At 44.1% G+C, this 23,261-nt stretch carries 26 protein-coding genes and 1 tRNA gene; 10 read left to right on the top strand and 17 right to left on the bottom strand.

What is annotated here, in order from left to right:
- Positions 1-38 precede the first annotated feature (38 nt).
- Together QNI24_RS01385 and QNI24_RS01380 are read left to right on the top strand one after the other, a co-directional pair.
- On the top strand, positions 39-845 hold the full coding sequence (locus tag QNI24_RS01385; RefSeq protein WP_267175625.1) for a TerC family protein: 807 nt from the start codon (positions 39-41) through the stop codon (positions 843-845).
- Between the two features lie 3 nt (positions 846-848).
- Positions 849-2,684 (top strand): cation:proton antiporter, encoded by a 1,836-nt coding sequence (locus QNI24_RS01380; RefSeq protein ID WP_267175624.1) that lies wholly within the window; start codon positions 849-851, stop codon positions 2,682-2,684.
- A gap of 57 nt (positions 2,685-2,741) precedes the next feature.
- Here the strand turns inward: QNI24_RS01380 and QNI24_RS01375 are convergent, their stop codons facing one another.
- The 3 genes from QNI24_RS01375 to QNI24_RS01365 form a co-directional block, all read right to left on the bottom strand.
- A complete protein-coding gene (locus QNI24_RS01375) occupies positions 2,742-2,900 on the bottom strand; it encodes a DUF1328 domain-containing protein (protein WP_267175623.1) in 159 nt (52 codons plus the stop codon).
- Positions 2,901-2,974: 74 nt separating this feature from the next.
- Entirely contained in the window at positions 2,975-3,580 is a 606-nt protein-coding gene (locus tag QNI24_RS01370) for a BON domain-containing protein (RefSeq protein WP_283708461.1), read from the bottom strand.
- A gap of 253 nt (positions 3,581-3,833) precedes the next feature.
- Entirely contained in the window at positions 3,834-4,505 is a 672-nt protein-coding gene (locus QNI24_RS01365; RefSeq protein ID WP_267175621.1) for an OmpW/AlkL family protein, read from the bottom strand.
- 237 nt (positions 4,506-4,742) lie between these two features.
- On the opposite strand from QNI24_RS01365, the gene QNI24_RS01360 reads away from it, so the two are divergent.
- Positions 4,743-6,476, top strand: a complete 1,734-nt coding sequence (locus QNI24_RS01360; RefSeq protein ID WP_267175620.1) for a vWA domain-containing protein — start codon at positions 4,743-4,745, stop codon at positions 6,474-6,476.
- A 41-nt stretch (positions 6,477-6,517) separates the two neighbouring features.
- Here the strand turns inward: QNI24_RS01360 and QNI24_RS01355 are convergent, their stop codons facing one another.
- The 5 genes from QNI24_RS01355 to QNI24_RS01335 all read right to left on the bottom strand — a co-directional run bounded on the left by QNI24_RS01355 (position 6,518) and on the right by QNI24_RS01335 (position 9,700).
- Positions 6,518-6,868, bottom strand: coding sequence for a hypothetical protein (locus QNI24_RS01355; RefSeq protein ID WP_267175619.1), 351 nt, complete (start codon positions 6,866-6,868; stop codon positions 6,518-6,520).
- A gap of 54 nt (positions 6,869-6,922) precedes the next feature.
- A complete protein-coding gene (locus tag QNI24_RS01350; RefSeq protein WP_267175618.1) occupies positions 6,923-7,630 on the bottom strand; it encodes a PepSY domain-containing protein in 708 nt (235 codons plus the stop codon).
- 21 nt (positions 7,631-7,651) lie between these two features.
- Entirely contained in the window at positions 7,652-7,987 is a 336-nt protein-coding gene (locus QNI24_RS01345; protein ID WP_267175617.1) for a putative signal transducing protein, read from the bottom strand.
- Between the two features lie 19 nt (positions 7,988-8,006).
- Positions 8,007-8,795, bottom strand: coding sequence for a lipopolysaccharide kinase InaA family protein (locus QNI24_RS01340; RefSeq protein ID WP_267175616.1), 789 nt, complete (start codon positions 8,793-8,795; stop codon positions 8,007-8,009).
- A gap of 77 nt (positions 8,796-8,872) precedes the next feature.
- Entirely contained in the window at positions 8,873-9,700 is an 828-nt protein-coding gene (locus QNI24_RS01335) for a LytR/AlgR family response regulator transcription factor (RefSeq protein WP_267175615.1), read from the bottom strand.
- A gap of 84 nt (positions 9,701-9,784) precedes the next feature.
- Between QNI24_RS01335 and QNI24_RS01330 the strand changes: the two genes are divergently transcribed.
- The 3 genes from QNI24_RS01330 (at position 9,785) to QNI24_RS01320 (ending at position 12,539) form a co-directional block, all read left to right on the top strand.
- Positions 9,785-10,984, top strand: coding sequence for an acyltransferase family protein (locus QNI24_RS01330; protein ID WP_267175614.1), 1,200 nt, complete (start codon positions 9,785-9,787; stop codon positions 10,982-10,984).
- Positions 10,985-11,117: 133 nt separating this feature from the next.
- Positions 11,118-11,639, top strand: coding sequence for a helix-turn-helix domain-containing protein (locus QNI24_RS01325; protein WP_267175613.1), 522 nt, complete (start codon positions 11,118-11,120; stop codon positions 11,637-11,639).
- 3 nt (positions 11,640-11,642) lie between these two features.
- Positions 11,643-12,539: an FkbM family methyltransferase gene (locus QNI24_RS01320; protein ID WP_267175612.1), complete on the top strand. Its 897-nt coding sequence runs from the start codon at positions 11,643-11,645 to the stop codon at positions 12,537-12,539.
- Between the two features lie 319 nt (positions 12,540-12,858).
- Here the strand turns inward: QNI24_RS01320 and bioC are convergent, their stop codons facing one another.
- Both bioC and bioH read right to left on the bottom strand, forming a co-directional pair.
- Positions 12,859-13,671, bottom strand: a complete 813-nt coding sequence (bioC, locus tag QNI24_RS01315) for a malonyl-ACP O-methyltransferase BioC (protein WP_267175611.1) — start codon at positions 13,669-13,671, stop codon at positions 12,859-12,861.
- Positions 13,668-14,426 carry a pimeloyl-ACP methyl ester esterase BioH gene (bioH, locus tag QNI24_RS01310; RefSeq protein ID WP_267175610.1) on the bottom strand — a complete coding sequence of 253 codons (759 nt, stop codon included), beginning with the start codon at positions 14,424-14,426 and terminating at the stop codon, positions 13,668-13,670. Before bioH ends, bioC begins: the two co-directional genes overlap by 4 nt.
- A 90-nt stretch (positions 14,427-14,516) precedes the next feature.
- On the opposite strand from bioH, the gene QNI24_RS01305 reads away from it, so the two are divergent.
- The 4 genes from QNI24_RS01305 (at position 14,517) to QNI24_RS01290 (ending at position 16,799) form a co-directional block, all read left to right on the top strand.
- Positions 14,517-15,173, top strand: a complete 657-nt coding sequence (locus tag QNI24_RS01305; RefSeq protein ID WP_267175609.1) for a hypothetical protein — start codon at positions 14,517-14,519, stop codon at positions 15,171-15,173.
- Between the two features lie 255 nt (positions 15,174-15,428).
- Positions 15,429-15,914 (top strand): hypothetical protein, encoded by a 486-nt coding sequence (locus QNI24_RS01300; RefSeq protein ID WP_267175608.1) that lies wholly within the window; start codon positions 15,429-15,431, stop codon positions 15,912-15,914.
- Positions 15,911-16,234, top strand: coding sequence for a hypothetical protein (locus tag QNI24_RS01295; RefSeq protein WP_267175607.1), 324 nt, complete (start codon positions 15,911-15,913; stop codon positions 16,232-16,234). Before QNI24_RS01300 ends, QNI24_RS01295 begins: the two co-directional genes overlap by 4 nt.
- A gap of 13 nt (positions 16,235-16,247) precedes the next feature.
- On the top strand, positions 16,248-16,799 hold the full coding sequence (locus tag QNI24_RS01290; protein WP_267175606.1) for a hypothetical protein: 552 nt from the start codon (positions 16,248-16,250) through the stop codon (positions 16,797-16,799).
- A gap of 82 nt (positions 16,800-16,881) precedes the next feature.
- Here the strand turns inward: QNI24_RS01290 and QNI24_RS01285 are convergent, their stop codons facing one another.
- From QNI24_RS01285 to glmS, 7 genes are all read right to left on the bottom strand, one after another.
- The gene (locus tag QNI24_RS01285; RefSeq protein WP_267175605.1) at positions 16,882-17,424 is read right to left on the bottom strand and encodes a hypothetical protein; all 543 of its coding nucleotides are present in this window, start codon (positions 17,422-17,424) and stop codon (positions 16,882-16,884) included.
- A gap of 529 nt (positions 17,425-17,953) precedes the next feature.
- Positions 17,954-18,286 (bottom strand): hypothetical protein, encoded by a 333-nt coding sequence (locus QNI24_RS01280; protein WP_267175604.1) that lies wholly within the window; start codon positions 18,284-18,286, stop codon positions 17,954-17,956.
- Positions 18,277-18,474: a helix-turn-helix transcriptional regulator gene (locus tag QNI24_RS01275; RefSeq protein WP_267175603.1), complete on the bottom strand. Its 198-nt coding sequence runs from the start codon at positions 18,472-18,474 to the stop codon at positions 18,277-18,279. Before QNI24_RS01275 ends, QNI24_RS01280 begins: the two co-directional genes overlap by 10 nt.
- A 133-nt stretch (positions 18,475-18,607) precedes the next feature.
- On the bottom strand, positions 18,608-19,495 hold the full coding sequence (locus tag QNI24_RS01270) for a DUF6387 family protein (RefSeq protein ID WP_267175602.1): 888 nt from the start codon (positions 19,493-19,495) through the stop codon (positions 18,608-18,610).
- Positions 19,488-20,720, bottom strand: a complete 1,233-nt coding sequence (locus QNI24_RS01265) for a tyrosine-type recombinase/integrase (RefSeq protein WP_267175601.1) — start codon at positions 20,718-20,720, stop codon at positions 19,488-19,490. The genes QNI24_RS01270 and QNI24_RS01265 overlap by 8 nt, the downstream gene beginning before the upstream one ends.
- 167 nt (positions 20,721-20,887) lie before the next feature.
- A tRNA-Arg gene (locus QNI24_RS01260) sits at positions 20,888-20,964 on the bottom strand.
- Between the two features lie 464 nt (positions 20,965-21,428).
- Positions 21,429-23,261 (bottom strand): glutamine--fructose-6-phosphate transaminase (isomerizing), encoded by a 1,833-nt coding sequence (gene glmS, locus QNI24_RS01255; protein ID WP_267175600.1) that lies wholly within the window; start codon positions 23,259-23,261, stop codon positions 21,429-21,431.

The following is a 23,261-nucleotide window of genomic DNA, read 5'->3' as shown; positions in this document are numbered from 1 at the left end:
AGATAACAATAATTAATTTTTAGAATGCGAGGGAGACAATGGAAGGATTATTTACCATAGAAAACTTATTGACGCTTGGCATGTTAATCATGTTGCAGGCCGTCCTGGGATTTGACAATTTACTTTACATCATCATTGAGTCGAAGCGGGTTGAACAAGCCAAACAATCCAGATTACGCAAAACAGGTATTTGGCTGGCTGTGTTGTTTCGCTTGGTGCTGTTGTTTTTACTGCTCAAACTGCTGTCATACTTTACCGAACCGATGTTTACAATTGCTTGGGAGGGTGTGGTCGAGGGTTCTTTTAATCTGCGCGCAGTGGTGGTGCTTCTGGGGGGGATATTTATCATTTATACGGCTATGAAAGAAATCTGGCACATGATGTTGTTCGAGGAGCACATGGAAAATGAAAAAGAGAAAAAGTCTTCGTTTGCTACCGCTTTGTTCTTAATTGTGGCGATGAATGTGGTGTTCTCTTTTGACTCTATCCTCAGCGCCATGGCGCTGACTGATAACTACATCATTATGGCCACGGCTATTTTGATTGGTGCGATTTTAATGGTTTGGTTGGCCGATACCATTGCTGACTTTCTTCAGCGCAACCGCATGTATGAAATTTTAGGTTTATTCATCTTGTTTATCGTTGGCGTGATGTTGTTGTCCGAGGCTGGTCACATTGCGCACTTGAAGTTCTTTGGTAATGAAATCACTCAGATGAGCAAAGCCACATTCTACTTCGTGATTGTGATATTGGTTATTTCAGAGGTGGTACATTCACGTTACTCTAAAAAGTTGATGCGTTTAAAAGCCAGAGCAGCTGCTAAAGCAGCGCAAATTAAGGAATAAGAGATGACAGAAAACCTGATGTTGGCCTTGGCCTTAATTGGAATTTTAGGTTCCTTGGCCCAGTGGGCGGCATGGTGGTTAAAACTGCCTTCAATTCTGTTGCTATTGCTGTTAGGAATTGTTCTGGGCAAACCAGTAACTGGCCTGATTGACCCAGACCTGTTGTTTGGAGATTTATTGTTCCCTATGGTCTCATTGGCGGTATCGGTGATTCTGTTTGAAGGGGCGCTGACCTTAAACTTCAGTCAAATAAGAGGTTTAGAGTCAGTGGTTCGCAGGATGGTTTCTGTTGGTATGCTGGTTACTTGGGTGGTGATAGCTTCAGCTACGCATTACATACTGGGGTTGTCGTGGACCTTGTCGTTTTTGTTTGGTTCTTTGGTAGTTATAACCGGGCCTACGGTGATAGTACCCATGCTAAGGATTTTGAAACTCGATAAAAGGGTGGCCAATGTGCTGCGTTGGGAAGGCATAGTTATTGACCCACTGGGTGGGCTGCTGGCGGTATTGGTTTTTAATTTCATCATATCATCACAATCAGGCGCCGCTGGTCTTTTTGAAGTGCTGCTGGATTTTGGGTGGATGCTGCTGATCGGTGGTGTGCTGGGCGGCCTGGCAGGATCTATCATGGGCTTGATATTGCGCCGCCATTGGTTGCCTGATTATTTACACAACGTCTTCACTTTGACATTGGTGTTCGCGGTTTTTGCTTTCTCTAATTTTCTGGCCCATGAGTCGGGTTTACTGACCGTTACGGTGATGGGTATGTGGTTAGCTAACAGCAAAAACACACCCATCGATGATATTTTGCATTTCAAAGAAAGCTTAACTATTTTACTGATTTCAGGTCTATTCATCATCTTGGCCGCGCGTTTGGATTTGGAAGCGTTTTTACAAATTGGTTGGTTGTCTTTGTTGATACTGTTGGTGGTGCAGTTTGTGGCCAGACCATTGAACATCATGATTTCAACCTGGGGCTCTGATTTAACCTTCAAAGAACGTTTTGTGCTCTCATGGATTGCGCCTCGGGGTATCGTGGCAGCGGCTGTATCGGCTTTGTTTGCTTTGAAATTGGAACAGCAGGGGTATGAAGAAGCTGCCTTGTTGGTTTCATTGACTTTTATGGTGATCATTGGAACGGTGGTTTTTCAATCAGCAACCGCCGGTTTTTTAGCCAACAAACTGGGCGTAGCAAATACAGAATCTAAAGGCATATTGATAGTAGGAAGCAACCCAGTGGCGGTAGCAATTGCTGAGGCGCTGAACAAACATGGCTTTGAATGTATGGTCAGTGATTCGCATTGGCGTTACATCAAAGAGGCACGGATGAAAGACATCAAAACCTACTATGGTAATGTTGTTTCTGAGCACGCAGACCATCATTTGGATTTGATAGGCGTGGGTAAGTTATTAGCGATGTCTATGAATAAAGACTTGAATGTGCTGGCAGCCTCGCGTTACAAAAATGAATTCGGTTTAGCCAATGTGTTCGTTTTGAATAGTGAGGAAAAAAACAAAGACGAGAAGAAGCACACGGTGTCAAAAGAGGGCAAGGCACGACACTTATTTGCCAAAGACATCACCTATGCCAAGTTGGCCAGTTTGTTGGCACAAGGTGGACAAATTAAATCAACCTTGTTAACAGATGAGTTTGGTTATGAAGATTACTTACAACAGTATGGTAATCAAGTGATACCCATGTTTGGTGTGGCACCAGGCGGAGGAGAGCTGAAAGTCTTTACTCGTCAAGAGGCTTTGGAACAGTTGGAGCCAGAGTGGAAGATCATTGGTTTGATTAAAGCCGATAAGATAGAGACAGAAACACCCACAAAGGATTAATAAACAGGCATAAAAAAACCCCACACTTGTGAGGTTTTTTTGGTTGTATCTATTTTGCTAACGCGCTAAATGTCGTATGAATGACACTGCCATGAGAATCAAAAACACGAAAAACAGTATTTTTGCGATGCCTGCTGATGCACCAGCGATTCCACCGAATCCCAATACGCCTGCAATCAAGGCAATAACTAAAAAAATAAGTGCCCAATTTAACATAATATAACCTCGTTGTTCAGATGTGAAAATTAAAGTGCGGGACCTCGGTCCCGCACCGATAGTGAATGTACTGCTTATGAGTTGCTGTCAATTTCGATTTCGCTGTCGACGTTTCTCACACCAGGGGTGTTTTCGGCGATTTGCTCAATCAACTCTTTTTCAGCGGCAGTTTCTACAACACCATTTAAGGTAACTACACCATAAGCAGTGTCCACATTCACATCTAAACCTGAGGTTTCAGAATTAAACAGTAATTCAGATTTAATAGACGCTGTGGTTGTTGCATCATCATACCAAGTACCAAAATTTCTGGTTTTATCTTCTTGATGCTCATGCGTTACATGCATTTTGTCTTCCACTGTTACCGGTGAATTCTTGACAATGATGTCATTATCAACTGATTTAACGCCTTCGATACTGCGTGCAATTTCAGCTGCTAATTCCCTATCAATTTCAGAATTTACCGTTCCTGATAAATAAGCCACATTGTTCTTCACATCAGTATCAATGGTGAAGTTGTTCAGATGTCTATTTACCAATAATGCTGATTCTACTTTGCCGTCTAACCAGGCATCTTTTAATTTCTCATCAGTATTATACTGATCATTACCACCAGCTACTGCCAGTGAAGAAACAGCAAGAGAAGCGGCTAAAAATGTAGATTTAATGGCTTGTTTCAACTTGTCTGTATTCGTATTCATAATTGTCTCCATAAATTATTAAATAAACACATATCGATTGATATGATGGCTACAAATTCTATGGGAGGGCCGTGAAATTGTCGGGAAGTAAATGTTAACAAAATCCCCAAAAGACCTATAAAGTATTGATTTATAAAATTTAAATGTAGGTGTTTTGTATGGTAGTGTTGTTGAGTGCAAAAAAAACCCGGCTGAATAGCCGGGCTTAAAGAGGAGGTTTAAAGCGGGTATTTTAGAAGGTTTTACCAAACCCTATACCAAAGACTGTGGGGTTGATATCCACATCAACTGACGCCCGACCGATGGCGGTATCAAAAGTGGCTTCTGTGTTGATGTCTATGTATTTCACATCGACGTTGAATGTCCAATTATTCTTTAATGGCCAATCGATACCAAACTGCGCAGCCAACCCCCAAGAATTATCAGTGCTTAGGTTACTTGCACCCAAAACTTCTTTGGCAGCAGGTGTGAGTGAGTCATTCAAAAAAGTGGTGAAATTCACACCCAAGCCAGCATAAGGTCGAACGTTGCCTTTGGGGTTGAATTGGTATTGTAAGAAAACAGTCGGAGGTAAAGTATTAACTTCAACCACATCAGTACCATCAGGCACGTTCAGGCCACCTAAACCAAAAGCGGATACTTCATGTTTTGAGCTTAAGTCAGCCAGTACTTCAACCGCCCAATTGTCTGTAATCATATAACCCAATGAAATGTCCAATGAAGGTGCATCGCTGACTCTCACGCCAGTCCCGGCAACGCCCTCACCATCGACTCGAATCAACGAGCTGTCATCATTCGGGGCAATATTAATGGCTCGTAAATGTAAGTTCCAATCACCTTTCTCCAAAGCCATGGCATTTAAACTCATCAAGGCAAGTGCTGAAGTGGTCAGTAGTTTTTTCATAGTGTTTCTCGTTTATTGTGAAAAAATGATATTGTAAAAAAAACGTTAATTGATAGTTTTGACAATTGTCAAAATGCCTGATTATGTTAGTTATCAATGGTGGCTCTTTATTCTGAACAGAACCCAACAGCTTGCTTCTGTTATTTGTGTTGGAACGCACATTTTGTCGGCTTGGTGTTGTTTTTGTGATGTCATTCATGAACAATATTCGTGATTAAAAACATTGCGGGGAGCAGCATGAAAAAAACAACGTTAAGTGCACTGTTAATGAGCACCCTGTCGATTCAGGCAGCAACCGACACCATGGTGGTGTTTGATGCTTCAGGTTCGATGTGGGGTCAAATTGAGGGTAAAACCAAAATAGAGATAGCCAGAACAGCGGTCAGTGACATCAGCAAAAGCTTTGCTGTTGATCAGGCGGTTGGGTTGATGGCCTATGGCCATCGACGCAAGGGCGACTGTGGTGACATCGAAACTTTGGTGCCACCGGCCAAAAGTTCAGCCGCGGATATCCAACACAGTGTCTCCGCACTGCAACCCAAAGGCAAAACACCATTGAGTCAGGCCGTTAAAATGGCTGCAGAGCAGCTCAAATATAGAGAAAACAAAGCTGAGGTGGTGTTGATTACCGATGGCATTGAAACCTGCGATTTGGACCCTTGTGCAGTGGCCACAGAGCTGGAAAATTTGGGCATTGATTTCAAAGCCCATGTGATTGGTTTTGGTTTGAGTGATGACCAAGGTAAACAAGTAGCCTGTATGGCAGACATCACTGGTGGCCAGTATGTCGCAGCCGCTGACGCCGCCGGTTTGAATCAAGCATTAAACCAAGTGATTGTGGCAGCGGAAGAGCCGGTGGCGGTTGAATTGCCGGATGCCACAGTGACCCTATTAAGTGAGTCAGTGGTAATTGGTGCAGGGTTTACTGTGGGTTGGAGTGGACCAGCAGGAAAAAATGATTACATTGATGTGGTCAACCAAGGCGATGAGAGGGTTTATGGTGAGTTGACTTATGCTTGGACCAAAGACGGTGAGCCAGCGCAGCTCAGTGCACCAGGTAAACCAGGTACATATGACCTGCGTTACGTGTGGCAAGGCCCAGTGAAAAAACATGTACTTGCGACCACTTCCATTGAGGTCAAAGACAGCGAAGTCAGTCTGGTGGCACCAGCAAAAGTCAATGCCGGGGAATACTTTGATGTCATGTGGACGGGACCTGATCGTAAAGATGACTATGTTGATTTAGTTAAACAAGGTGATAACAGGACATTTGGCGAATTGAGTTATTTCTATACCAATAAAGCGCCAGTACGAGGCAGCATACAAGCCCCTGCTGAACCAGGCAGTTACGATATTCGCTATGTATTACAGGCCAATGGTGGTCGCGAAATTTTACACCGCATTCCTGTTCAAGTGAGTCCCGTTGAAGTCACTTTGGCATTCGAACCGAGTGTAGAAGTTGTTCAGCCATTCTCTGTATTTTGGACCGGACCCAATAACAAAGACGGGTACATTGATATGGTTAAAGCCGGTGACAAAAGAACATACGGTGAAATCAGTTATTTTTACCTCAAAGACGCTCCTGACAGCGGAGAACTATTGGCCCCAGTAGATGCAGGTGAGTATGATGTCCGTTTTATTATGGATGGCGCCGGTGGCAGAAAAATAATCGCTACCAGTCCGATCAAGGTTGTTGCTGTGCCGGCCACCATTGAGGCACCATCCTCAGCGGCTGCTGGCAGCACCATAACGGTTAATTGGCAAGGTCCCAGTAGACCGGATGACTATATCGATCTAATCAAAGCGGAAAAAAATACGCTGTATGGTGAGGTGACATATTTCTATACCAAGAACAGCCCTGAAGCCGGTATGTTGGTGATGCCAGATGAGCCGGGTGCTTATAAAATTCGCTACGTGCTACAAGGCAAGAAAAGAAAAATATTGGCAGAACAAGCCATCACGGTTAAATAAGTCGAAAATACGGAGTGGTGTTGGACGCCACTCCTTTGGCTTTACCAGTCAGAACAATCGCGCGCACCCAGCTCGTCCAAACGTTCGATGATGTCATCCAATGAGTCTTCGAAATCCTCGCGTTCCATATCATCCCAAGCCAGTTGCAGATCAGCAATCCAGCGCTTCAAGCGGGTATCACTCTCAACTTCGGCCACATCCGTTAAAACTTCGGTGAGTTCACCCAAGCCATCATCTAATTCTGAATTCAGGCCAATGTTTTCAATCGATACAAGCGCTTCAGCTAAATCATCCAATGCAGTGGCCAAACCGTCCAGCTCATCACAACTTAATCTGGCATGGCTTAAACCAGAAAATCCAAGCACCACCATAATAAAAACCAATCTATACATAAACCCTAACCCCAACTCATGAAAGAAACACTAGGTTAACACAAAAATGCTGATTTAATGAGCTGCTTTTGTTTTGTGCCTTTTGCGCTTTATCAGCGTGAAGTACAACAAAACAAAGCCACTCAGTGTGAATAACAAAGCCGATAAAGCGGTGAGGTATAGCAGTGGGTGGTTGAAGTCAGAACGCTCATCATAATCCATGATGTGTAACATCCACATAAAGTCAAACAAACGCCAACGGTCGGTGCGCTTGGCGACGATTTCACCGGTTTGCTGAGAGATGTAGATGTTGGCTTGCTCTGCACCGTTTAACTGCACTTGCCAGATGGGTGCCGACCTGCCGCGGGCTTCAGCAGGCACTTCATCTAAGCGGCGGATCGATGCAATGCTTAAATCAGGCTTGAGTTGTGTGGTTATGATTTGTTTGATTTGTGCCTCATCCAAACCCTTTATTTTTTGATTGTTGCGATCAAAACGATGCCTGCCACTGGTGGTTTGAACAAGCAGAATGGTTTGGTTCAACCAAGATTTGATTTCAACAGCCATCAAAGGTTCACCCAGCTGTTGTTCGATGCGGGTTAAGTCTATCGCTGACACATCAATGGGCCTGGCTTTATTTTGTTGTAGCAAATGATCGCCCCTGATTTCATCAATGGGCATAAAACTCATCAAGAAGCCACTGGTAAACCACAGTAATATCTGGATACCCAGTAACAGGCCCAGCCAACGATGAACTTTTCTGAATAACAGTTGTTTGTGCATGTTAATAAATTGAGCAGTGAGTCAGGCTTCAGACACGGTGGTGCCACACGACCAACACAAAGAGAAATTGGCTTCATTGGTTTCGCCACACTGATCACAGGTCCAATCAGGCTCATTCGATGCTTCATTGTCTTTGCTTTGGCGAATATCGCGCAAAGGCTGAATTAAAGTTTGGGCTTGTTCATAATCGGCATCATCATGAATCCACAGCTCAGGCCAATTTTCAAAAAACGGCACTTCGCCACCGGCCACAGACAGGTACTCGTTTTTCAGAAAACAAGCAATTTCGTTGGCTTCTAAGATTTGTTTGGCTTGGGAGACCCAAGAGATGAATTCATCGGTGTATACTTTTTTCATGGGTTCATTTTAGCATTGATCACTTGATGTGTTTAAGTGCCAATATACCAAGTTTAAGCTTTTCGTAGTCATGACCCAGCCGTTTTTGAAACGGCAATTTGGTGATCCACTGTAGGCGGTCTACAGTTTGTTTTAGAGCACCTCTCATGGTTTCATTGTGAGCTGTCATAAAAGCCTGGATTTTTTGTTCAAAGAAGGCTTTATCATCAGTAAAAAAACGGGCGGTTGAATCAACAAACAACAATAAGTCTCTGGCTTGTGCTTGGGCCAAACTCATAACAGTTAAAGGGTCGTCCTCGAAATCGATGAACACCACTTGATTGGCTTCACGATCTAACACCATGTTGCGAACAAAACACTGACTCAAGTAATGTCCTTTCTGATGCACATCATTGATGGCAGCCAAACACTGTGCAAACAATTTTTGCCGTGTTGGTTTTTGGGTGGTTTGGCTTTTGAGTGTTTTGACAATGGATTCACCCATGCTTTCAACCAATAACCATTCGCGATCTTCAGCGATAATTTTTGGTACGGGTACACCGGCATCAGCCAAGGCCTTAAGACGAGCAGCCTCATTGATGACAGCTGCCGCGCCGCCAGGTTGTGGTACGGCTTTGAGTAAAGGCAATCTGAGCAAACGACTGAAAAAATTCAGCGCATGGTAGCGAAATAGGCCCCGTGCAGGTGCCGCTTTTTTCAGCCAATATGCATTGGCTTGGGTTTTGATTTTGACCACTCGATCAGCACAGTGAAGGGCCTCAAGCCATTGTTGCTCTGTGATGTTGTAATGTCGTAATAGTTTACTCACGTCCATGGAAAGCATCGGGGTATTGTACAAAAAAACATTTATTATTTCAGTGTTGATGCTGTTGCTCGTGTTTGCAGTCAGTTTTTTGCTTGCAAGGCATCAAGCAGGGCTTGGCGATATTTTCTGGATACAGGAACTGCTTTCCCTGAACGCAGTATCAAAGAACAGGGGTCTTTGTCGAGCTCGGTAATGGTTTTGATGTGGTTAATATTTACGATGAAAGATCGGTGGATGCGCATGAATGTATCACCATTGAGCATTTCACTCATTTGTTTCATTGTTGCTCGATTGGCATATACTTGGCCTTTGGTATTGAAATAGACGTAATTCCCACCGGATTCGATGGTGCAGATGTCTGTCAATAACAAACGATGCCAGCCGGACTTGTTCTTAAAGCGAATGGATTCGCTGCTTTTTTCAGGTGCTTGCTGGAACTTATCCAAGGCCCAATTATAGACTGAAAGGCTCAACACAAAGACAAAATAGGTCACCACATCTTTGCGGTATTCATATAACAGCTCTTGTGACCAATCACCAAAATCATAAACCATGCCTTGGCTGGCATAAATCATCTGACGCAAGGCCACCATGATCATCACATGTGTGACTGAAAACAGCACCGAAGCCAGAACATGAATGAAGGTATTGGGCAGCCAGTTTTGAGTGAATAAGGGCTTTCTTTCAGTTAACCAAAACACCACAAAAAACAACAGATAGATTGCAAAGAAACTGGTCAATTCCCAACTGAAAGGTTCCCAGGGCTTGAAACTGACTTGATTGCGCGTTAAATCATCACCGGTGGTTAAACTATTGAAGACAGCGAGTAACAAACCCACCACGAACAAGCCCAACCAAAAACTCCATAATGGCCAACGCCTGATGATGATTAACAACGGGTTTTTCATTCATCCCTCCAGCGCTGGTGTTTATCCCAACAGGCTTTAAAATGGCTTGTATTCAAAGTACCATCATTAATTTGGAGTCTATTCATGAACAACGAACAAGCCCTTTTAACTCGCAGGTACGATTTGGATTGGTTGCGGGTTTTGGTTTTTGGATTGTTGATTTTTTACCATGTTGGCATGCTGTACGTGGCTGACTGGGGCTATCATTATAAGTCAAACTACCAGTCTGAATCGCTACAAAGCCTGATGATTTTTTTGAATCAATGGCGCCTGCCTCTGTTGTTTTTGATTTCAGGTATTGCCATCAGGTTCTTTCTCAACAAAGTCAGCTTGGTACGGTTTATAGGGCTGCGGACCTTGCGGCTTTGGGTGCCGTTGTTATTCGGTATTTGGGTGGTGGTGCCACCGCAGCTGTATGTGGAAATGATGGCCAAAGGCGATTTGCCCGCGATTTCATACCATGAGTTTTATCTCGCGTTTTTCGACCTGTCACACCCCTATTTCGAAAACTATCCTTCCGGTATTTTTCCGCATGTCGATGTGAATCACCTGTGGTACATCCGCGAGTTGTGGTATTTCTCGATCTATCTGTTGCTGGCCTATGGTCTTTTGTCTGTGGTGCGCTTGATGCCTTATTTGTATGCGCCGTTTCGGAACTGGAGTATCACTGTGCTGTTTGTGGTGCTGGTACTGGTGATGAGCTTGTTACAGCTGCTGGTGTTTCCGGAGGGCTCAGAGGGTACCAGAAAAGCCCTGGGTTTCAGTTTCCTGTGTTGGGGGTTCTTGATGGGTTGGGAGTACAACCTGTGGCAGCAACTGTCACAACATCGCCGGCGCTTTCTGGCCATTGCGGTGGTGAGTTTTATGGTATTGATCACATACTACCACCTGTATTACACATCATCCGAACCGGCTCAGGGCTTGGCGTATTTACTTGAACGCCTGGTGGTCTTCACCAACCGCTGGGCTTGGATTTTCGCCATTTTGGGTTATGCCCACCATCACCTGAACCGACCACATCGTTGGTTGCGTTATTTGAATGAGGCGGTATATCCCTATTACATCCTCCACCAGACATTCATTATTGTATTGGCCTATGTGCTCAGTGCTTACCAACTGGGTCCAATCATCGAACCCATCTTGGTCATTGTGCTGACCTTTTTGCTCTGTGGCTTGGGTTTTGAAATCATTCGACGTTCGGCGGTTTTGCGCCTGCTGTTTGGACTGAAAATTGAACAGCCAATCAAAACAAAAAAGGAGCTGACACCAAAGATGCCAAATTGATTATAATGTATGAGTACGGGCTGCTAACCACCTGACAGCAGCCCGACACCAAGCTGACATGTCATCAGGCTGACGTGTTCATGGCAGCTGGTTGTGATGAAAATGGTGACACTCCAAATCGATACAGACAACGATGATTTTACGCAAACTCAGATTACAGCACGGTTGGTCACAAGAACAAGTGGCCGAACTCACTGACCTCAGTGTCAGAACCATCCAACGCATTGAGCGCGGTGGGGTGCCATCATTAGAGTCTGCTAAATCATTGGCGGCTGTGTTTGAAGTGGATGTCACTACTTTTCTCAACAACCCAGGAGCAACAGACATGAACAAAGAAAACACACAACAAACAACGCAGATTGAGGACACAGATAAATCACAAAACAACAACCCAAAAGTCAGCAAAGACGAAAAAGCAGCCATCAATTACGTCAAAGGCATCAAAGAATTCTATGGCCACGTCTTTATGTTTGTGGTCTTCATCATCGCTTTTTTGGTCACCGGAAAATTCAGTCACCCACAACTGCCTTGGTTGTGTTTGGGCTGGTTGGCTGGTTTGGTGGTTCACGGCTTGGTCGCCTTCGAAGTATTTGGTTCATTCGGCACGAATTGGGAAAAAAAACAAATCGAGAAAAAGCTCGGGCGGAAGTTGTAAAGAATGAAACCCTTTGGCACCTACCAACCGGACTCAGCCACGCAGAGAAAGATTGATTGGTGCCATCGCCTACCCGCCAACTGGCTGGGCAAACAAATTGCCCAGCTGTTGCGCAAACAAGTGCTCAGTAAAGCACAAATGCCATTGGACCTGACTTTTGATCAAGTGCGCTTGCGTTGTCATTTAACCGATAACGTTTCAGAACGTGGTTTTGTGTTCATGCCGTGGCGTTGGGATGCGGTTGAGCGCGAAGTGATGCTCAAAGCGTTACCGCCAGAAGGTGTGTTTGTTGATATTGGCGCGAATGTCGGCATTTATTCAGCGATTGCTGCCACCGCGATCAACCGTTTGGGTGCAGTGATTGCGCTGGAGCCCAATCCAGTGGCTTTCGAACGCTTGAGTTTTAACTTATCAGCCACCCGTGAGGGGCGTCGTGAAAAGCCCCGCATAGAAATGATTCCCATGGGCATCAGCGATGTGGAGGAAACGCTGGATTTATACCTCGATGCCGATAACCTTGGCGCTTCATCCCTACTGGAAAAACCGTCACAAGAAAAAAATAAAACACACACCGTACCGATCCCATGCGAACCCTTGCTGCAAGTCATTGAACGCCAAAAGCTCTCACGTGTCGATGTGATCAAATGCGACATCGAAGGCGCCGAAGACCGCGCCCTGATTCCCTATTTGATGGACGCGCCACACCATCTGCTACCGCATTGCTTCATCTTCGAGAACAACCAAGACCAATGGCAAGGCGACCTACTTGAAGTGCTCAAACAACGCGATTACCACCAAACCCACCAAACCCGCCTCAACTACATCTACCAACTGCGCCAGCCCATTCACTTCACTTCAAAGGCCAAGCGGGCACGAAACCATGTACCGGTGATTGGTTAGGATTTTCCAGGCGTTAAGGTTTTTACGAAGCCCCGGCGAAGTGATTTAATGAGTAGGATGGGTTCTGCCCATCATGAACAAACAACATGGAATTAAACAAAACCCACTTACTTAAAAGGTTTTGATGGGCGGAGCCCATCCTACGTGGCTATGAAATGAACAACTATTGGTTTGACTACTAACCAACTGCCGCCTTACCGGCGTAGGTAATATTTTCAGTCAAGAACAAACCTCAACTACCGTCATCCTCGGGCTTGCCTCGGTGATTCATATGTCTTGAATGGTAAGAGCCCGCTCTAAGCGACTATTGAACTCAGACTCACTTAATCCTGACCGACAAACCTTTGTCATCACTGGGCTTTTTGGCCCTTAAATAAACCAGTTCATAAGTCGCGGGGTACAAGCCATCTTCGGTGCGGAATTCTTCGAAGTTCTTGGTCAGTTGTTTGATCACTTTGGGTGAAGTTAATCCCTTAGGGCGGTTGTTATCGACATTGTGGGCGCCGATGTTTTTTAGATCGCGCATCATGTCGATCACCGAAGCATAGGTCATGGTGATGAACTCAGAGTCAGCAATCACATCCTCGAAACCCATTTGTAGGGTTAAATCAGCCAACTTGGCGGCGGGCACAAATTCGTTCACATGGGGCTGGTCATCAATCGACTGCCAGGCCAATTTTAATTCATGCAAAGTGTGTTCGCCCATGGTGGTCATATGCATCAGGCCGCCTGGTTTCAGTGCGCGTTTGACTTCTTTCAAGACGGTTGATTCATCACACCATTGCACCATCAAATTGGAAAACACCAAGTCCATACTTTGGGCATGAATGTCGATGGCATGGGCATCGGTGACGCGGGGTGAAACTTGTGGGTGTTTGGGGACTTGTTGGACCATGCGCTCAGCGAAATCGGCAGCGATGATTTGAGCCTCCGGATAACGACTGAGGAACTCAGGCACCGCCCAACCAGTGCCGCAACCTAGGTCTAATATCTGCGCTGGTGGGGTTTTTAAATCATCATCAATGCGCTCAAACAAACGCGTTAATGACTCGCGCTGCAGGATGGCGTGTTCTTCATACTGCTGCGCCGCCGCATCGAAAGAGGCTTGGATTAAATGGTGTTCTAAGCTCATATAAAGTTCACTATTGATTCTGTTAGGGTTTCAGCCTCTCGTATAAAAGGTGCATGTCCTGAGCCACGTAACACTTGGAATTCGCCGCCATCAGGGCCAGCCATTACTGCCGCTTGTTGCATTGCTGCTGGCATCACCAAGCGATCACGTCGGCCACTGATCCATAATGAGGGCGGGATCAGGTTTTTCAATTGTCCTGATAAATCAGTTTCGGCCAATAAGGTCAAACCCGCATGCAAGGCCTGGGTGCTGGGCAAGGGCCGTTCAAAGACTTTTTGTTTCAGTTCCCGCAGTTGTGAGCGTTCATGTTCAACACCCATGACTTCAAGTGCGAGGAAAGTTTGGATGGTTTGTTTGATGTCCAGTTGTAGGTTCGCGGCGAATTTATCCAACACCGCCTGCTCAGTACCGTGTGGCCAGTGGTCTCTTTGTACAAAACATGGCGTGGCACACAACATGATCAAAGACTGCACCTGTTCGGGCTTTTTTAAAGCCAAATTCAAAGCCAACATCCCACCCATCGACCAACCCAACCAATGCCCAGCCGGCACCTCAGCCGCCTCTTCAGCCAAGGCTGTCAAGTCGGTGCCCAAAGGCTCTTCATGGTTCAAACCATGCCCCGGCAAATCAATCAGGTTAACGCAGAAATGCTGCGCCAATGCCTCCGACCAATCATCAAACAAATGCGCATTCATGCCCCAACCATGCAACACATTCAAAACAGGCCCCTGCCCTTTGGTGGTAACGATTTTCATGGATGCTGTCGGCCCGCGATTAAAGGTTGGGTATTATACAAAAGCCAGACTGTTATAATGCTCAGAAACCAAACTAAAAGGAATTATTTTATGAACGAAACAAAACAGCCAATGCGTTACACTCATTCAACCAAAGGCATTTTTATGAAATCATTATTTTCTATCGGTATTCTACTCATACTGGTTTCTTGTGGCAGCCAGCAAGAATTCAAAGGGGATGTAGTGATGACAACCATGGTTAATCGAATCAAAGCGGGCTGTGATGGCAGCCAATCATGTATCCGTGACATGGATAAATTAGCAAACGCTTGTCAAAACAAGCACGCCATTGACTTACCAGAACCTGACCTTTCAGACCATAGATATTTACGGGTAACTTATGAATTTAATGCCTGCATGATGGCAAAAATAGATTTTGAACACAAAGTAAGAATGGCTAAAGCCTTACCATCAGTTAAAAGTACCGTGAACAGTTCAGCAAGTGCTGGTAACGTCAAAATATCCCAAGCTTACGAAACTGACCCTGGTTATTTGCAAGTCCGTCAAGTGAATGGCCAATTCAAAATCGAAGATAAGCTTTTGGATGTGCAACAAATTAAAGGCCACATTACCAACAACAATTTAACAGAGACTTATCATTCTGCTGCATTGATTGTCAGTGGGGATTTACAGGTTGGTGATCTGATAGTGGCTCAAGATCAAATCAAAGCGGCTGGTTTTAAACATGTTTATATTGCTCGTGAATAATGACAGGAAGAGCTGAATAAAAGCTAAAATCAGATTGGTCGTTTGAGTGATTGGCGCGCCCAGAGAGCGATAAACCTTTAAAATAAGTCATTGTTATTAAAAGACATATGTTTTGTATTGGTGTGCTTGTACCACCAATAATACCCTTGTTTTACGTTGAGTTGTCCATACTATTTAACTTCATGCGAATTGACGTTAACATTCAAATAATAAACAATCATGTTGTCTGATTTAAATTAAAAGGAGTTAAAAACCATGTTCAAATTAATCCTGATTTATGTTTTATTGCTGACATCTGAATACAGTCTGGGTTGCCTTGTCGAAAAAAAACCATCTGAGAATTTTGACGAGTATGAATCTATTTATTTAGGTCAAGTTGTTGGTGTGCATTTAAATGCCTATCAAGACAGCATGGTCAAGGGGTTGCGAAAAGATGACGACTTCACCTTCATGTCCAGCACGACCCCTGAATACACGGTAACAGTTCTTCCACGAAGGTTACACAAAGGTCATGCTTCTGAAGTTGAAACATTAAAAATTTCGGGGTGTGACGTTTCAATGCCAGCATTACTTTCAAGGGGATTATTCTTCATCCAGCCAGATAAAGAGGTATTTGTTCTTTATGACACAGACTACTACGATTATGAAGACTTTTATGGAAAAGCATCAGCATATTACTTAAATCAAAAACAAAAACTGAAAATTCAGAGAAATACCGTTTCACGTGGAGAGCACCCATGAATACAGCAAAAGCCAAGGTTTATGTAGCGTTTGATGGCGGCTTAGAAAGTTTGTGCGCACTGATTGAAAAAGTGGTGGCCGTACCTAAATTTTATTTTAAATCAGACTATGAATATCCGCATCAAGTAACAGCCATGTGCGAGTGCCTTGGATTTGAGTTATGGATTAAGGAAAGTGACAAAAAGGAATGCTTTAATTATTCTTTCAAATTTGAATCGAGTGTTAGTGTAGATGATTTTGACAAAGAACAATGTCATGACATTTCAATATGGTTTGCAAAACACTTAAATATTGTTAGTGATCTCAAAGTTATCATTTAGGTTTAGACTAAACATGGAGAAACATCAGTCAGTTTTGAAAATCGAAAGAAGCATAGATGCTTTAAAAACAGCCTTTAGGTTTAATTATGCAATCATGAATGAAACAATTCCGGTTGAGCCGTTTAGAGTTGCGCTTACTGTCGGCTCTGTAGGTGGGCCGCAAATTGTTGAAGAACCAGACATCGATTACTCTAACTTAATTGTTGATGGGCAAAACATTCAGGTGTTTACGCTGGCTTGTTGCTGCATTGCCATCGATGAAGCATTCGGAAGCACCTTGAAACAAAGGAATCCTGCATCTGACATGAGAGAATATGTGGCATGGAGCATCATTTACCAATTGCGTAACGCCTTTGCACACACACCATTGACGCCCAAGTGGGATGTAAAAAAAACATACAAAAGGGAATACAGCTTGAAGTTGTTCAGTCAAATTATTTCTGTTGACTTGACAGAACTAGATGGTCAGGATTTTAATTTAGATCAAATTGGTGGTGTATTATCATTATTTGAACTAATTGAGTATTGCAAACAAACTGTTTCAAAGCTCGTTGCAAACCAATAACGACAAAAAATTCTAAGTTGTGCAAAACCACCCCTTAAACTGTTACTTTGGTTTATAAATAAGCGCATTAATATTTAAAATGTCAAAACACGTGATAAAAAACGAATATCACAACAAAAACAATCAATAAAAACTGAGCGTATAACAAAACCTCCATCCACTGGGATAATTTAAAATTGTATCTACTGACGCCCATTTCATCCAGTTTCGCCAGTCTATTAATCCGCCATTTCATCCAAAAAAAAGAGGCATTCATAAGGTTGTTTATTATTTCCTGTTGGTTTACCTCGTTTTGTCCGAGAATTTCATTGGATAATTTACTGCCAGTCTCGCCACCTTCCACCGAACCTTTAATAGCTGTAAAGTGCATTTTTTGAAGAATGCTTATGAACAGAAAAATCAAAAAAACCGCCAATAATATTTGAATGTGCCGAGAGCTAAAAAAATCAAATAATTTTGAAATGTTTGAAAAAAATAAAATGTATGATGCTGTTACGCCACCGAGAAACCATGTTGATAAGCTGTTAATGTGAGATGCTCTATTTAAAGCCATTTTATCAAGCAATGCTTTGCTGAAGATGTTTTCTGTCGTGTAGTTGAACTTTGAAAAATCTGGGTTTGCCATAAATTCCCTGTGCAAAAAAGACATTATTGCACACTTCAAATTATGACAAAACATGATTTTGATTCATGTACCAAAAATTATATTTTGTGGAAATAAAAAAAGGGTTAAGCAAACGAATCGGCAGTAATTTGAATCATTTTTTATGCCTCCCCCCGTGTGCCTTGTTATGTATGGATTTGTGTGACATGCTTACCCACTGGTGAAGTCCTGAGGATTAGGCATAGAACGAACATCCTGTGACTGATTAAAATCATCTCAGATGTTGTTCAATGCCTTCAACCTAAATGTCTTGCCCACCGGAGCCAGCCCATCGTCTCAGACGCTTGATGTCAAACACATTGGCATTATGTGGCCGTGTTACTCACTGCATCAAACTTGACCGCTACTTATGACAACTTGAGTGTGTTGCCAGCGTACAGGCTTCGGTCTTTCGAACTGCCTTTTGGCTGTGTACGCATCCCACTGTAACCAAAGTCAGCACAGGCGCAGCCGTTAAATTCCGACCACCTGTGCTGTGATTGATCAAGTGTTAGTTCTTTGTGTTAAAATCTGAATCATCAGTTTTCTTTAGCGAGCGAACTTGATACCCGTTACTTGAGGCGGTTGCAGCCGCTTCGAGTAACCCCAATGCACCAATTAAGTCATGCAATGTATACACTCCGTAGTAGATTGTCTTACCATCACGATTCAGACCTTTTTGATAAACTGTTTCAATGTCCAGTCCAAAATCTTTTCTTAAGTGTTGAATGGGGTCAGCTGGGTTGTTACATCCAGCTTCAAACATGAGTTCTCGAACGGTACAAGGCTGAAGCAACAAACAGCGGATAATTCGAATTTGGGTTGGCCTAAGAGTTACTGACATTGGCTCACCTCCCGTGATTGATTTTCAATCCATTGTTGAATGTCGCTAAGTTTCCATGCACGGGCTTTAACACCAATTGGAATGTTCTTGGGAAAGGTTCCCTGTTTCATGCCATCATAAATAGATGACCTTGACTTACCAGTGGTTTCGATGACCTCTGGCAGCTTAATTAATTTTTCAAATTTCATGGCTTTCACTTGAGTTTGATTATTTAATCCTGGGTTAACCTATTTGGTTTGCTCAGGTCCAAGTGAAAGTTTATTGCCCAGCCACACGGGCTGTTAGGTGACGTTTTGAAATAAAAAGTTTGTGAGTGACAGATTAATCATCTTTATTGTCTTGAACATAACCTTTTGAAGCCATGAATTCTTTGACGGTGGTTTTCCTTTTTGGAGTGCTGTTTTTGGTATTCAGCATTTCTCTTTCAAGCGCCCAAAATGTCCTTGGTTGCTCAATATCCTTAATGGAGTTTTCGGCATTAATCCATAGCCTTGAACGTTCATCAGGATCATAGTCGGGGAATAGCCATTCTTTCATTCGGTATTTTGAAATGTCGCCGTGTTTACCTGTATTAAGCTGGTGTTTTTTTAACCAAAGCTTTAAATCCATCAAACCCAAAGTTCGGTAGTTTGACCATTTCTTGAATTTTGCTTTAGACAATTTTGGTCGCTGATCATAATTAAAAAACACCGAGTTATGATCAAACCATTCACTGAACTCTTTGATAGCTTGTTCCTTATCAGCAAACATGTCGACATTTACTGAAGCAATACCACCAAATGTGGAATGATACAAAGGGCTTAACCTATCCGTTATTTGAATAGGAAAACTATCATTTATCACATCAACTTTCTTTTTAACCCATTCAGCTTGCTCATGCCTTAATTTGACGTCGCTGATGGATTGTGACCAAACACTTGGATAGACCAAACCAAGTTCGGAAAACTCCGAAAGATTAGCAGTGTAATTGGGCTTTATCCCTTTTTGGATCATGTCGATGATGGATTGAAGTTTACTTGCCTCATTCGAAACAATTACTCCATCTTGAAAAACTTCAGAAAAAGTAAAGTCATCACCATAACCAATGCTGTTATCAATCATTTTTCTGAATGCAATTTGCTCAAACCACTCTGTTGCAGTGAACCCCAAACAAACATCATACTGAGTTGGGTCTTGGAGCCAGTTTGGTCTTTCAAGTTTCTTATTCATTCTTAACCGTTTGAAGCATGGTTACTCTGTTATCAGATGAGAGGGTTGTGGTGGTGTCATCGAGCCAGTCTGCCCAAATTTGGTGCATAATCCTGCGGCCATCAATCCATTGTGCTTTGTTATAAATTGCCCTTACTGAGTCACTTAGGTGTGCGAGACTTCTTTCAATGTGATCGGGATTAAATCCGGCTTCATTAAGCGCCGTTGACGCGGTTCGACGCAAGCCGTGAGGTGTACATCTGTCTTTGAACCCCATACCCCACATGGCACGAATCAATGCGTTTCCTGAAATAGGTTTGCGTGGCTTGTTGGGGCTGGCAAAGACGTGTTCCCTGTGACCATTTATTTCCTGAAGCTGTTTAAGCAAATCAATGGCTTGTCGAGGCAGTGGTATCAAGTGTTCAACTGGTTGGTTGCCTTTCATTCTATTGGGGGGTATTAACAGTTCACGCTTATTGAAGTCTATTTCATCCCATCGCGTACCCAATAATTCACCAGCACGGGGAAACAGCAACAGTATCAATTTCAGTGCGTTTTTTACCACAAGTCCACCCTGATAAGTATCAAAGGCTTCAACCAGTTCAGGAATTTGATTGACTGGCATCCATGGGAAATGTTTTTTAACAGGTGTTTCAAAAGCATCCATGGTGATGGTGGTTACTGGATTTTGTTCAACACCATAACTCATGACTGCATAAGCAAATACGGCATGACAGCGCTGCTTAATTTTCTTAACCACATGAATCGAACCTCTGGCCTCAATACGGCGCAGTAGCCCCATCACATCCTGTGAATTGATTTCTTTGATGGATTGGTGGCCAATGAATGGAAACACGTCACGTTCAAGTGAACGCATGATGTCATCTGCATGTTTGGTTTTCCATTTGTTAAGGCGTTTCTGATGCCATTCCCGCGCGATGGTTTCAAAGTTGTTTTTTAATTCAAGCTGCTGGTTCAACTTTTGCTGTTTTTTGAAAGCGTTCGGGTTAACGTTGTTTGCCAACAAACGTTTGGCTTCATCACGTTTTAATCTTGCTTCAGCAAGTGAAATAATGGGGTATTTACCTATTGAGTAAATGTTCGACTTACCATCAAATCTGAAATTCATCCTGAAATACTTCGAACCGTTGGGATGAACCAACACATACAAGCCACCAGAATCAGCCACTTTGTATTGCTTTTCTTTGGGTTTCAGTTGGGTTTTGATTTTGGCGTCAGTCAGCACTTAAGTGTGGTTCCTCATTTGGGCGTTGAACATTTATACCCCTGATAATACCCTCATCGAAGCTGGATTACAATGGACTGAACAGGACTCGAATGGACTGAATTGACACAGTAGCGTTACATAGCAACGGGTCTTTGGACTTGTATGGAACTGGTTGGAAATGGAGATGGCGCGCCCAGAGAGATTCGAACTCCCGACCAACTGGTTCGAAGCCAGTTACTCTATCCAGCTGAGCTATGGGCGCTGATTAAGTGTTGGATTTTAACTTGTTTCTAGGCTTTAGACAGTGGTTTATTACAAAAAATATTTCAATCTGTTCTTCGAACGGTGCCCAGAGAGATTACTTCGTGCATCCATGCACTTCGCCCTGCGGGTCGTTGGCAAGCCAACGGGTTGAAATGTTCCCGACATTTCAATCGAATTCCCGACCAAGTGGTTCCAAAGCAAGTGACTCTATCCAGCTGAGCTATGGGGGCGTATTTGCTATTGTACTCGAAGCTTAAAAAGCTTCAAGCAATGTCTTATAAAACGGGTTGGGTTGCGAAGCAACTCAGACGTTTTTCATTCATATGTTTGAGCAGCCGGTTTTGCGAAGCAAAGAAGGGAAGCAAACTACCAAACTCACTCTATCCAGCTGAGCTATGGGCGTGTTTGTGCTATTTTAACTTTATTTTCAGATACCACAAGTTGAATACTTATTTATTCACATCACTCAACCGTAACCGACTTGGCCAGGTTGCGGGGTTGGTCGACGTCGGTGCCGCGCAGTACCGCGACATGGTATGACAGCAGTTGTAGTGGTACGTTGAAGACGATCGGTGAGGTGAAGGTGCCGCTGGCTTCCATCTCAATCAGGTGATCGACGCGGTCTTTCAGACCATGTTGGCTTTTGTGATCAACAAAGGCATACAGTTCACCGCCGCGGGCGCGAACTTCCTCGATGTTGGATTCGAGCTTTTCCAGCAGCGCATCGTTGGGACACACCGCAATCACCGGCATTTTTTCATCGACCAAGGCCAAGGGGCCGTGTTTGAGTTCACCGGCGGGGTAGCCTTCGGCGTGGATGTAGGATATTTCTTTCAGTTTCAAAGCGCCTTCCAGCGCGATGGGGTAATGCACCCCGCGGCCAAGGAACAGGGCGTTGTCACGTTTGACGATGCGTTTGGCGATGACTTTAATTTGGTCGTTCAATAACAACGACTGGTTGATGATACCCGGCAAGGTGCGCAGCTGCTTGGCCAGGTTTTTGCGGATTTTTTCATCGACATTTTTTAACTCAGCCAGTTTCAGTGTGATTAATGCCAGCACCGACAATTGGGTGGTCAGTGCTTTGGTTGAGGCCACACCAATTTCGGGGCCAGCGTGGGTCAAAAAGCACACATCAGTTTCGCGATCTAAGCTTGAATTAGCGACGTTACACACCGCAAAAGTGGATAAGTAACCAGCGCCTTTGGCGTAGCGTAAAGCGGCTAAGGAGTCAGCGGTTTCACCGGACTGTGAGATGGTGAGAAACAGCGTGTTTTTTGGCACCACAGGTTTGCGGTAACGGTACTCACTGGCAATTTCAACCTGGGTTGGAATCTCAGTGATGGCCTCCAGCCAATATCGCGCCACCAGACCAGCATGGTATGAAGTGCCACAGGCAATGATGTGGATGTTTTCGACCTGTTCGAGAATGGCCGCGGTGTCTTTATCGATGAAATATTTAGAGATTTTATCGTTGTAGAGCCGATCGGCGATGGTGTTGGCCACGGCGGTGGGTTGTTCGTGAATTTCTTTCAGCATGTAGTGCGCATACCCGTCTTTGGTCAGCGCATCTGAGGACAGGTTGACGGTTTTTAGTTCGCGCTCAACGGCATTACCATCTTGGTCATATATGTCACAGCTGGTTTGGGTGATTTCAACCACATCACCCTCCTCTAGATAATAAAACTGGTTGGTTTCATTAATCAAAGCCTGCACATCTGATGCCACATAGTTCTCACCCTCGCCCAGTCCCACCACCAGGGGCGACCCTTTGCGCGCTGCAATGATGCGATCCGGATCGGACATACAAGTGATGGCAACGGCATAAGCGCCTTCTAATTCACCGATGGCTCGGTGACTGGCCGCAGAAAAACTGTTGCCTTGGGCTTGGTAGTGATGCACCAGGTGAACCAAGGTTTCGGTGTCAGTTTCGGACTTGAACTCATACCCTGCGGCGATGAGTTTCTCGCGCAAGGGGCGGTAATTTTCGATGATGCCGTTATGCACCACCGCAATCGCGTTGTTTGAATCGTGTGGGTGGGCATTGGCTGAAGTCGGTTCGCCGTGGGTGGCCCAACGGGTGTGCCCAATACCAACGTTTCCAGTAACCGGATTAGCTAGCAATTCTTGCTTCAGTTTACTGAGTTTTCCGGCTTGTTTGCGGATGGCAATTTCATCGCCACAGATGATGGCGATGCCGGCCGAATCATAGCCGCGGTATTCCAAAGTTTGTAAGCCATGAATAATGATATCAACCACATTGCGAGTGGCACTGACTGCTACGATTCCACACAT

The organism is Marinicella marina (genome assembly GCF_030065545.1).
Taxonomy (GTDB): Bacteria; Pseudomonadota; Gammaproteobacteria; order Xanthomonadales; family Marinicellaceae; genus Marinicella; species Marinicella marina.
This window is presented reverse-complemented; position numbering and strand designations above follow the sequence as displayed.